Source organism: Micromonospora acroterricola (genome assembly GCF_003172955.1).
Taxonomy (GTDB): domain Bacteria; phylum Actinomycetota; class Actinomycetes; order Mycobacteriales; family Micromonosporaceae; genus Micromonospora; species Micromonospora acroterricola.
On sequence record NZ_QGKR01000331.1, the window covers coordinates 1 to 10,403 of the forward strand.

The 10,403-nt window shown below is 72.0% G+C and carries 13 protein-coding genes and 1 pseudogene; 5 read left to right on the forward strand and 9 right to left on the reverse strand.

The window, feature by feature from the left end; all coding sequences use genetic code 11:
- Positions 1-383 (forward strand): annotated as a pseudogene (locus DKT68_RS28260) (pectate lyase); the annotation flags it as partial.
- 88 nt (positions 384-471) lie between these two features.
- Here DKT68_RS28260 and DKT68_RS28265 read toward each other — a convergent pair.
- Both DKT68_RS28265 and DKT68_RS28270 read right to left on the reverse strand, forming a co-directional pair.
- Positions 472-1,395: an NAD-dependent epimerase/dehydratase family protein gene (locus DKT68_RS28265; protein ID WP_109820429.1), complete on the reverse strand. Its 924-nt coding sequence runs from the start codon at positions 1,393-1,395 to the stop codon at positions 472-474.
- Positions 1,396-1,427: 32 nt separating this feature from the next.
- The gene (locus DKT68_RS28270; RefSeq protein ID WP_201749218.1) at positions 1,428-1,967 is read right to left on the reverse strand and encodes a hypothetical protein; all 540 of its coding nucleotides are present in this window, start codon (positions 1,965-1,967) and stop codon (positions 1,428-1,430) included.
- Between the two features lie 125 nt (positions 1,968-2,092).
- Here DKT68_RS28270 and DKT68_RS28275 point away from each other — a divergent pair, with 125 nt between their 5' ends.
- Together DKT68_RS28275 and DKT68_RS28280 are read left to right on the forward strand one after the other, a co-directional pair.
- A complete protein-coding gene (locus DKT68_RS28275; RefSeq protein WP_236647106.1) occupies positions 2,093-2,677 on the forward strand; it encodes a hypothetical protein in 585 nt (194 codons plus the stop codon).
- Between the two features lie 197 nt (positions 2,678-2,874).
- Positions 2,875-3,138 (forward strand): hypothetical protein, encoded by a 264-nt coding sequence (locus tag DKT68_RS28280; protein WP_109820430.1) that lies wholly within the window; start codon positions 2,875-2,877, stop codon positions 3,136-3,138.
- Here DKT68_RS28280 and DKT68_RS28285 read toward each other — a convergent pair.
- Together DKT68_RS28285 and DKT68_RS28290 are read right to left on the reverse strand one after the other, a co-directional pair.
- Complete coding sequence (locus DKT68_RS28285; RefSeq protein WP_109820431.1) at positions 3,095-3,727, reverse strand: type II CAAX endopeptidase family protein; 633 nt, start codon at positions 3,725-3,727, stop codon at positions 3,095-3,097. The two genes, DKT68_RS28280 and DKT68_RS28285, sit on opposite strands and share 44 nt — an antisense overlap.
- A 36-nt stretch (positions 3,728-3,763) precedes the next feature.
- Entirely contained in the window at positions 3,764-4,507 is a 744-nt protein-coding gene (locus DKT68_RS28290; RefSeq protein ID WP_109820432.1) for an SAM-dependent methyltransferase, read from the reverse strand.
- An 87-nt stretch (positions 4,508-4,594) separates the two neighbouring features.
- Between DKT68_RS28290 and mug the strand changes: the two genes are divergently transcribed.
- Complete coding sequence (gene mug / locus DKT68_RS28295) at positions 4,595-5,167, forward strand: G/U mismatch-specific DNA glycosylase (protein WP_109820433.1); 573 nt, start codon at positions 4,595-4,597, stop codon at positions 5,165-5,167.
- Here mug and DKT68_RS28300 read toward each other — a convergent pair.
- Positions 5,164-5,688: an SRPBCC family protein gene (locus tag DKT68_RS28300; RefSeq protein WP_109820434.1), complete on the reverse strand. Its 525-nt coding sequence runs from the start codon at positions 5,686-5,688 to the stop codon at positions 5,164-5,166. The two genes, mug and DKT68_RS28300, sit on opposite strands and share 4 nt — an antisense overlap.
- Positions 5,685-6,047, reverse strand: coding sequence for an ArsR/SmtB family transcription factor (locus DKT68_RS28305; protein WP_201749219.1), 363 nt, complete (start codon positions 6,045-6,047; stop codon positions 5,685-5,687). Before DKT68_RS28305 ends, DKT68_RS28300 begins: the two co-directional genes overlap by 4 nt.
- Positions 6,048-6,168: 121 nt before the next feature.
- Between DKT68_RS28305 and DKT68_RS28310 the strand changes: the two genes are divergently transcribed.
- Positions 6,169-7,269, forward strand: coding sequence for a calcium:proton antiporter (locus DKT68_RS28310; RefSeq protein ID WP_109820436.1), 1,101 nt, complete (start codon positions 6,169-6,171; stop codon positions 7,267-7,269).
- A gap of 6 nt (positions 7,270-7,275) precedes the next feature.
- Here the strand turns inward: DKT68_RS28310 and DKT68_RS28315 are convergent, their stop codons facing one another.
- The 3 genes from DKT68_RS28315 to DKT68_RS28325 all read right to left on the reverse strand — a co-directional run bounded on the left by DKT68_RS28315 (position 7,276) and on the right by DKT68_RS28325 (position 10,237).
- A complete protein-coding gene (locus DKT68_RS28315; protein ID WP_109820437.1) occupies positions 7,276-8,538 on the reverse strand; it encodes an RNA polymerase sigma factor in 1,263 nt (420 codons plus the stop codon).
- A gap of 3 nt (positions 8,539-8,541) precedes the next feature.
- The gene (locus DKT68_RS28320) at positions 8,542-8,934 is read right to left on the reverse strand and encodes a YciI family protein (RefSeq protein ID WP_236647107.1); all 393 of its coding nucleotides are present in this window, start codon (positions 8,932-8,934) and stop codon (positions 8,542-8,544) included.
- 232 nt (positions 8,935-9,166) lie between these two features.
- On the reverse strand, positions 9,167-10,237 hold the full coding sequence (locus tag DKT68_RS28325) for an IS30 family transposase (RefSeq protein WP_330848954.1): 1,071 nt from the start codon (positions 10,235-10,237) through the stop codon (positions 9,167-9,169).
- Positions 10,238-10,403: the final 166 nt, after the last annotated feature.

Consider the following 10,403-nt stretch of genomic DNA (forward strand, 5'->3'; position numbering starts at 1 on the left):
CCCCGCCCCCGCCCAGCGGGACCAACCTCAGCATCGGCGCCGGCGCCGACGGCTCCAGCAAGGCCAGCGGGACAAGCTACGGCAACGTGCGCGACGGCAGCATCAGCACCTACTGGTCGCCGGCCGGATCGACCGGCTCCATCTCCATCAAGTGGGGTTCCGCGACCCGGGTCTCCCGGGTGGTCATCCGGGAGCCGTCGGGAACCCAGGGCTCCATCGGGTCCTGGCAGCTCGTCAACCACGACACCGGGGCGGTCCTGGCCTCCGGCAGTGGGGCGGGTTCCAGCACCTTCGCCGCGACCTCGCTGAGCAAGATCACCTTCAAGATCAACAGCTCGGGCGGTACGCCGCGGGTCGGTGAGTTCGAGACGTACGCCAGCTAGCAGCCGGCGCGGGCGGGGGCGCAGAAACGGGCGCTCCCGCCCGTTCGCGGTCACGTCATCGGCCCCGGGTGGTGGGGGTTGCGAAGCCCTAGCCCGTCGATGCGGTCTCGGTGAAGGTCTCCCGAAGTGCCGGGTCCAGCGGTCGGCCGGACGTCGGCTCGATGAACAACTCGGCGAGCAGCAGGTCGGGGAAATGGGTCGGGTTGACGCCCGACTCCCTGCGGCTGAGGGCCTGCAGCGCGCCGCCGAGCCGGAGGGCGGCCTTCACCGCGCCGGCCGGCAGGCGGGCGACTCGACGGCGCCGGCCGACCGCCTCGGCGACACGCGCGATCATGTCGCTCCATGTGAGGTTCTCGTCGGCGACCGGGATGTCGGCGCCACTGGCCTGCTCCAGAGCGTCCACCGCGATGTCGGCCACGCTGCGCGCCGAGGCCGCGGCAGTCCCGCCGGCGGGGGCCAGCAGCGGTGTACGGGACCGTGCCCACCGGTCCAGCGGGCCGGCCCAGTTCGGTAGCCGATCGCCGGCCCGGCCGAAGACGAACGGCAACTCGAGCACCGCGACCGGCAGATCCGGGCCGGCGGCCGCCCGTCCCTCCCGGGCCTGCTCCACGCGGCATCGGATGTACGTGTGGCGGGCCGCGAGCCGCAACTGCGGGTGCAGCCGATCAAAATGGGTGTAATACGAGCCCATGATGACGCCGCGGGTCAGACCTTCCCGACGGGCGGCAGTGAACAGGCGCACCACCGGCTCGACGTTGTCTCGTCGGAACACCGGGTAGATCGGCTTGGGCAGTGGTCGCTGCTCGTCCGTGCGGGTGGCGTACACGACGCCGTCATGGCCGGCGAGCAGCTCCCGTAGCGCGTCGACCGCCGCCGACCCGACATCGACCACGTGATCGACACCCGGACGGGCGGTGCGCGCGACCGTGGTCGCGGCGTGGCCCCGCTCTCGCAGCACGTCCACGACGTGGGAACCGATCAGACCACTGCCGCCCACCACGAGAATTCGCACGCTGAATCGTCCACCGTGGAGCCTGCCGCTTGTCAAGTGGCCATCGGCATCAGCTCAAGGCACCCCTTGGACGTGTCAGGAGGCGCGCGGCAGCGCGAGCCAGTCCTGCCAGGTGATGTCGCGGCCCAGACAACGGGGCCTCTGGAAGGGCCAGTCGGCGGCGACCCACTGCGGGACCAGCGCGTCGAGCGCGCGCTCCACCTCGCCGCCGACGAGGTCGTCGACGACCCACCAGGAGATTTCTCCGTCGGAGCCGGTGCGCTCGGGCGGGTCGATGTAGACGCACCGAGGATCATCGTCTCGTCCTCGTCCAGCAGCGCGTAGTTGAACGACTGGTGCGCGGCTATCTCCTTCTCGTGCCGCAGCAGGTCGATGCGGTCCTCTTCAACGGTCATCGTCTCCCGGGGCCACGCCCAGGCCGGGCCGAAGATCTGCCACAGGCGCTCTCGGGAGCCCATGACGGCGGGGTGGTCGAGCGCGGTGTCCGCCTCCCGGATCGGCCGCAGGTGCAGCGCGGTGTCGGGCACGGGCACGTAGACGGGGTGGACGTAGTCGTCGGGCAGCCAACTCATGAGCGCCGAGGCTACTGGGTGACAGACTCGGAGAGACAAGTTCTGCCTGCCGCCCGAGCCCGTACGCTCTCCGCTCATGGGCAGCAGCTATCAGACGGATGCCGCGACGGCGGGTGGTGTTGGAGATGCCTGAACCAAGGGCCTTCTGGCTTGACGAGCAGTTCGACCGCGAGCACGGCAGCGACGGGCGCGGTCGCTACGAGGCTGAGGTGCTGAGGCGCATCGACGAGTTCGCCGACGCCTGGGGTGACATCGCGCCGGTGGCGTTCGCGGCCACGGCATGGCGGCTGGCCGGTGAGTTGTCGCCCGGCTTCGTCCGCTGGCACCGGCGGATCATCTCGGCGACCTGCTCGCGAAGCCCGTGGGACGGCAGCATGGTCTGCGCGGTGACGCTGGTCTCGCGCTGGCCGGCGGAACTCACGTGGACGAAGCAGTGGCAGCGCGACCGGGGCTGGCGGGACTGGCCGCAGGTGTTCGGCCAGTACACGACACCGTCGGAGCAGGATCGGACGCGTAGCCCGCACCTGCGCGCGATGCTCCAGGTGGACGCGCCGGTCCCGCTCGGTGATCTGCCGCCGGCACCGGACGGGCCGGATGATTCGGTGGCGGCGGCGGCGCGCAGAGCCGTCACCGTGCTGGCTCGGGAACTCAACGACCTCCTCGCGCCGATGGTCGGCCAACTCGAAGCCGGGGTGCCCGCCGACTCCTGAGCAGCGCCGCCGCGGACCGAAGGTGGCCAACCTGCCAGGTTTGTTCCTTTTGGCATGCACGCCCGACCTGTCCCGTCTGCGCGGTGGCGGTCCTTTCCTCCGTCGAGGAACGCTGGACCGCGGCAGGTTCTTGCAGCGAACGCGCCAACGACGGCGGGCATCGGGCATCGACTCCGGCACGTCCGAGGAGGCATCCCATGACCATCACCCCCACCACCCCGCTGCCCGCCAAGGCTGACGCCCGCAACCGCGCCATCCGTACCTTCGTGCAGGGCCTCATCACCGACGTGCTGATCGCCGTCCTGCCGGTCCTCTACGAGGCGGTGTCCGACTGGGACGGCGCGTTCACCAGCGAGTACTGGACGGTCGTCGGCATCTCGGTGCTGAAGACGCTCGCCATCGCCGTCGTCTCCTACGTCATGCGCCTGCAGCGCACCCCGCCCGGCAACCCGGCCGCCTAGGGACCGTCGTCCGGGTCGACGGCCCGCCACTCCAGGCGGTCCCGGTGGAGCCGAACAGGGTGAACAGCGCGGCCTGACCGACGACGGCCTGCCAGGCCGGCAACCGGGTGGCGAGGTTGCGGTGCAGGTAACCGCGGAAGACCAGTTCCTCCGGCAACGCCTCGTACAGGAAGACGAGGACGACCAGCAGCGCCGCCACGCGCAGGGCGTCCGCCGTGCAGGTGCGCACGCTGATCTCGACCCAGCCGACGCCGAGGCAGAGCGCGAAACCGAGCCCGGCGGGGACCAGCCAGCACGCCATGCCGAGCAGCAGGCGCCGCCAGCCGGCGCGCAGGGAGGGCAACCCGAGACCGCTCCAGGGCCGCCGGTCCAGCAGCCGGCGGGCGGCAACCACCAGGGGTACGACCAGCAGCGTCGTCAGGATGGCCCGTGCGACATGGGTTGGCCGGTCGTAGTCACGGCCGAGCAGGGCGCCGTGGTAGAGAAACAGCCACACCAGCACGGTGCCGGCGAAGACGATCAGGACTCGCCAGTGCAGGTCGGGGCGAGCGTCGCGGGTCGCCCGGGCAACGCGCGGTGGGCCGCTCATCCCGCGCAGCGTAGCCACGCCGGTCAAGAGGGGCCGTCAGCGACCGAGGACGAGGTAGGCGAGGCCGAGGACGCCCCGGTAGGTGCCGACGTACTGGCGCAGCCGGTCGTCGAGTTCCGCGCGGACCTCGGCGGCGCGGGGATCCTCCGGGTACGTCAGCAGCCACTCCTGCCGACCCGCGAGCCAGGTGGACTCGAAGTCGTCCCACTCCCGCTGGTCGGCCGTGCTCACGTGCAGGACCCGCCAGCCCCGCTGGCGCGCGTCCTCGATGAGGCCCGGAAGGTCCGGGACCTCCGCTCCGAAGATCTGCTCCGCCTCGGCGGTGGGCGGACGCTCCCAGTACCCCTCGCCGAACAGCACCCGCCCGCCGGGCCGGACCACGGAGGTGAGGGCGTCGAGTGCCGCGCCGGTGCCGCCGAACGCGTGCGCCGAGCCGATGCAGAGCACCCGGTCGGCCGGCTCGTGCCAGGCCGCCGCCTCGCCCATCACGAAGGCGACGTGCCGGTTCAGTGCCCGGCCTTCGGCCAGCCTGCGCCCCCGGGCCAGAGCGGCGTCGTCGGTGTCGACGCCGACGCCCCTCGTCGCGACCGGGCCGGAGACACCGCCCGCGACGACGGCCCTGAGCAGCAGCTCGCCCCACCCGCAGCCGAGGTCGAGGACGCGCGAGCCGGGGCGGACGTCGAGCCGTCGCAGGAGCAGCGACGCGTGCTCCTCGGACAGTGGCGTGTTCCAGCGCATCCGGGCGTAGCGGCTGGCGGCGAGGTGGTCGGTGGGCTGCATCCGTTGAGGGTGTCAAGTCATGATTGAGGGCGCACACCCGGGCCGGAAGCGGCGACCGGGCGGCGGGGCGTACGACAGGATCGTGGGGTGGACGCGGACAGGTCAGTGCCGTTCCGGCGGCCGACGCCGCAGGAGGTGGCGGCCGCGGCCGGCCGAGGGCTGGTGGACGTGATCGGTCCCGACCTGCGGGTGCTGTTCTGCGGCTTCAACCCGGGTCTCTACTCCGCCGCCGTGGGGGAGCACTTCGCCCGACGGGGCAGCCGATTCTGGCCGGCGCTGCACCGTTCCGGCTTCACCGACCGGGAGCTGTACCCGTGGGAACGGGACGAGCTGTTGCGGCAGGGGTTGGGGATCACGAGCCTGAGCAACCGCGCAACGGCCCGCGCCGACGAGCTGACGGCCGCCGAGCTGGTGGCCGGGGTGACGGGGTTGGCGGTGAAGGCCGAGCGGCACCGGCCGCGGTGGGTGGCCATCCTCGGGGTGACCGCGTACCGGATCGCCTTTGTCCGGCCCGGAGCCGGGCTGGGCCCGCAGCCGGATCGACTGGGCCCGGCCCGGGTCTGGGTGCTGCCCAACCCCAGTGGCCTGAACGCGCACTTCCCGCTGCCGGCGCTGACCGCCGAGTTCGCGGCGCTGCGCCGGGAGGCGCAGAGCGGTTAGGCGTGCTGGGCGGCGTCGGACGTCTCGCGGGCGGCCAGCGCCTGGTAGTAGGGCTGCATCGCCGGGTGGTACTCGTCGAACTCGGGTCGGGGCGAGCCGTCCCGGGAGGCGACGAGCATGTCCAGGTAGTACTCCCAGCCGGCGCCCACCTCGGCGATGCCCTCCACGCTGGTGAGGTGCTGGACGAATCGCAGCTCGGTGCTGCCGTCCGCCTCGGACAGTTCCATCTCCAGCAGCCAGTCCCCGTAGCTGTCGGTCATCGACACGGCGAGACGTCGTTGCGGTTCGCACGCCTCGATGCGCACCTCGCACCAGGGCTGCTGCTCCTCGTACGCCATCTGGACCCGGATGGTGCGGCCGGGCCCGGCGTCGCCCTCCCACGGGCCGAACCAGCGGGCGGTGCGCTCCGGCTCGGTCAGGCTGGCCCACACGTCCGTCGCCGGGGCGCGGAACGTCCGGGTGAGGACGAGATCGTGGCCGGTGTCCGTGCGAAACAGTCGTCCGGCGGGTGTACGGGTCATGCCGTGTGCTCCCTTCGGTGCTCCGCCGGGCCGCTGGCGCGGCGTTCTCGGCGGGTTCGATAGACCTCGGTCTCCAGCGCGTCGAGGTGGTGCTCCCACCGGTCGGCGCCGGCCAGCTCGGTGAGCCAGTCGACCAGTGGGGCGATCGGGTCGGGGTCGAGGCGGTAGATCCGCTTCCGGCCGACCAGGTCGTCGCGGACCAACCCGCTCTCGCGCAGCACGCGCAGGTGGCGGCTGATCGCGGGCCGGCTGATCGCGAACCGCTCGGCGATCTCGCCAGCGGGCAACGGCTCCGCGCGCAGCATCGTCAGGATGCGCCGCCGTACCGGGTCCGCGATCGCGGTGACCACCTCGTCCACCGCCAAAGCGTAACCTATGAGTTACGCGTTTGGGTGCCTCCCGGTGCGTCCGAAAGCGCCGCCCGCCAGCCCCTGCGTCGATGGTGGGCACATGATCACCTGACCTGGCAGTCTTGAGGGCATGGCCGCCCTCCTTCGCTCCCGCCTGACCGACTGGACCGTCGCCGTACCCGTGCTCGCGGTGTTGGTGCTGATCGTCACCTGGGGCCGGGAGCTGCCGGCGCCCGTCGTCGTGGTGGTCGCGGCGTTGCTGGGTGGCGCGGTGCTCGCGGCCGTGCACCACGCCGAGGTGGTCGCCCACCGGGTGGGGGAGCCGTACGGGTCGCTGGTGCTCGCCGTGGCGGTCACCGTGATCGAGGTGGCCCTGATCGTCACGCTGATGATCAGTGGGCCGGAGAAGACCCAGTCGCTCGCCCGGGACACCGTCTTCGCCGCCGTCATGATCACGTGCAACGGGATCCTCGGCCTGTCGCTGCTGCTCGGGGCGCTGCGCCGGCGGGTGGCCGTGTTCAACCCGGAGGGCACCGGCGGTGCGTTGGCCACCGTGATCACCCTGGCCACCCTGAGCCTGGTCATCCCGACCTTCACCACGGCCCGGCCCGGCCCGGAGTTCAGCCCGGCCCAACTCGTCTTCGCCGCCGTCGCGTCGCTCGCGCTGTACGGGCTGTTCGTGCTGGTGCAGACCGGCCGGCACCGCGACTACTTCCTGCCCGTCGACAGCCAGGGAAGGGTGATAGACGCGGAGGAGCACGCCAAGCCGCCGACGACCCGCGCGGCCCTGGTCAGCCTGGGGCTGCTGCTGGTGGCACTGGTCGCGGTGGTCGGCGACGCCAAGACCGTCTCCCCGACCATCGAGGCCGGCGTGGCGGCGGCGAACCTGCCCCACGCGTTCGTCGGCGTGATCATCGCCCTGCTGGTGCTGCTGCCGGAGACCCTGGCCGCCGCCCGTGCCGCCCGCCGCGACCGCGTGCAGATCAGCCTCAACCTCGCCCTCGGTTCGGCGATGGCCAGCATCGGCCTGACCATCCCGGCCATCGCGATCGCCTCGATCTGGCTGGACGGGCCGCTGCTGCTCGGCCTCGGTGGCACCCAGCTCGCGCTGCTCGCGCTCACCGCCGTGACCGCGGTGCTGACCGTGGTGCCCGGCCGGGCCAACGTGCTGCAGGGCGGCGTCCACCTGGTGCTGCTGGCCGCCTTCGTCTTCCTGGCCGCCAGTCCCTGACCCGGCTCAACCGGGGGCTGGCGCGTCGTCCGCGAGGCGGTCCGCGCGGGCGTTCAGGTAGCGCTGCTGCGCCAGGTTCGTCGACCGCGCCGCCGCCATCCGGTACGCCTCCCGCGCCGCGACCCGTTCACCCGTCAGCTCCCAGAGGTGGGCGCGGGCGGCCGGCAGTCGCGGGTCGTCGGCCAACCGGCTGTCGCCGGCCAGCTCGGCGAGCAGCGCCAGCCCGGCGGGCGCGCCCCGGCTCATCGCCACCGCCACCGCGTGGTTGAGCGCCACGACCGGGTTGTCGGAGATGCTGAGCAGCACCTCGTACAGGGCGGTGATCTGGGCCCAGTCGGTGGCCTCCGCGCTGGGCGCCTCGTCGTGCACGGCCGCGACGGCCGCCTGGAGCTGGTACGGCCCAACGACCCCGCGCGGCAGCGCCCCGGTGATCAGCTCGACTCCCTCGGCGATCTGGTCGGCCCGCCACCGGCCGCGGTCCTGTTCGGCCATCGGCACCAGCTCGCCGTGCGCCCCGATTCGGGCCGGGGCGCGGGCGTCGGTGAGCAGCATCAGCGCGAGCAGCCCAGTGACCTCGGGATCGTCCGGCAGCAGGCGATGTACCAGCCGGGTCAGCCGGATCGCCTCGGCGGTCAGGTCGCCGCGCAGCAGCCCGGGGCCGGCGGTGCGCGCGTACCCCTCCGTGAAGATCAGGTAGAGCACGTGCAGCACGGCGGCCAGCCGGTCGGCGCGCTCCGGGCCGGTGGGCGGCGCGAACCGCAGCCCGCTGTCCCGGATCCGCTGCTTGCCCCGGCTGATCCGGCGGGTCATCGTCGCCTCCGGCACCAGGAACGCCCGCGCCACCTCGGCGGTGCTCAACCCGCCCACGGCCCGCAGGGTGAGCGCGATCTGCGAGGCCGGTGAGAGCGCCGGGTGGCAGCACAGGAACAGCAGGATGAGCGTGTCGTCGGCGTCCGCCGGCGGCCGGTCGGCGGCGGGCGCCTGCCACTGCTCGGGCAGCACCCACCGTGCCACGGTGTCCTCGCGCCGCATCCGCGCCTGCTCGCTGCGCAGCAGGTCGGTCAACCGCCGCGACGCGACGGTGACCAGCCAGCCCCGGGGACTGTCCGGTACGCCGTCGCGCGGCCAGCCGCTCGCCGCCGCGATCAACGCCTCCTGGACGGCGTCCTCGGCGGTGTCGAAGTGCCCGTAACGGCGCACCAGCGCGCCGAGGACCTGCGGCGCCAGCACGCGCAGCAGGTCCTCGACGGGTGGGGCGGTCTCCGGCACCGGTCAGCCGGCCAGGTCCTCGACGCCGTCCAGCACCGGCCGCACGTCCACGTACCCACCGGGGGCGTCCGGGTCGACCAGGCCGGCGGCGATCTCGGTGGCCCGGTCGAAGCTGGCGCACTCCACGATCGTGTAGCCGGCCAGCACCTCCTGCGTCTCCGGGTACGGGCCGTCCGTGACGACGGGCGCGCCGTCGCGCACCTGCACACGCCGGGCGTGCACCGGCTCGCTCAGGCCCCGCGCGTCGACCAGCTCCCCGGACTCGGCCAGCGCCTGGTGGAACGTCTCCATGTGCTTGTGCATGGCAGCAATCTGCTCGGCCGACATCGCCGGCCGGTCGGTCGCCCGACCGGACAACACGTCGTAGTCCTGCTGCGAGCCGTAGAGCAGAATCATGTACTTCACGGTGGTCCCTCCTGTTCCAACGCCACGACGGCGCCGCTTCACCAGAGACGTCGAAGCCACTCACCCCACCCGGACACGCTAGTTCCCCAATCCCGACCCCGTTCCGTTCCGCCCCGTTCCGCCTCGCCCCGGTCCCGTCCCGCCTCGCCCCGCCTCGACCCGTTGATCATGAAGTTGTTGCCGTCCCGACACGCCGCTTGGGGTCAAGTGGTGAGTGCAATCGTCAGGCGGCGATGAGGTGGTCCAGGCGCTCGGCTGGGGTTGCCCAGTCGAGCGTCTGGCGGGGGCGCGTGTTCAGCTCGTGGGCGATCTCGTCGAGGCCGGCTTGGTCGATGCTGCGGAAGTCGTAGCTGCCTTTGGGGAAGTACTGGCGTAGCAGGCCGTTGGTGTTCTCGTTGCTGCCGCGTTGCCAGGGGCTGTGGGGGTCGCAGAAGTAGACCGGGCAGCCGGTGGCGACGGTGAAGACCGGGTGAGCGGCCATTTCGCTGCCCTGGTCCCAGGTCAGAGAGCGGCGCAGATGTGCTGGTAGCCGCCCGGCCAGGTCGGTGAGCACACCGATGACGGCTTCGGTGTCTCGGCCGTTGGGCAGGGCGCCGAGCATGACGTAGCGGGTGGCGCGTTCCACCAGTGTCACGATCGCTGACCGGCCGGCCTTGCCGATGACCAGATCACCCTCCCAGTGACCCGGCACGGCCCGGTCGGCGGCCTCGGCGGGTCGGTTGCTGATGTGCAGATCCCCGATCCACGGCCGTCGTGAGCGCGCACCCGCCGCGGATCGTGACTGCGCGCGGCGATCAGCGCGGCCCGAACGCAACGCGACCTGCCGCGTCAACTCCTCACGCAGGCTGCCCCGCGATTGAACGTAGATCGCCTGATAGATCGTCTCGTGCGACACCCACAACTCCGGCCGGTCAGCGAACGTGGCCCGCAACCACGTGGCGATCTGCTTCGGAGACCACCTACGCGCCAGTTTCCCCCGCACCACCTGCCGCAGCCGCGTCCCAGGACCCAGCTTCGTTGCCCTCACCCGACGCCGAGCCGCATCAGCACGCCGCTGGGCCCACTGCGCCTGATACCCCCACCGATACGGCGCCCGAGCCCGCCCCGACGGCAACGACCGCCCGAGCGGGTTCTTCGTCCCATGCCGGGCACTGTGATACCGGGCCACCTCCCGCGACACCGTGCCCACCGACACCCCGAGCAACCCCGCGATCTGCGAGATCCTCCGACCCGACCCCCACAAATGCTCCAACACCTGCCGATGCCCGAACGTCACCACACCCGGCCTCGCCACCAGTACCCCCAGCCCAACCCAAGATCAGTTGCACTGAAGCCTAGAAACCACCGACCTCGATCCGCGTCAGCAGATCCTTGATCAACTCGTCCATCGTCGGCGGAATCGGCACGTAGAGGCCCCTTGCAGTCGGTTGGCTCTCCCAGTATTGAGCAACAGGTGAAAG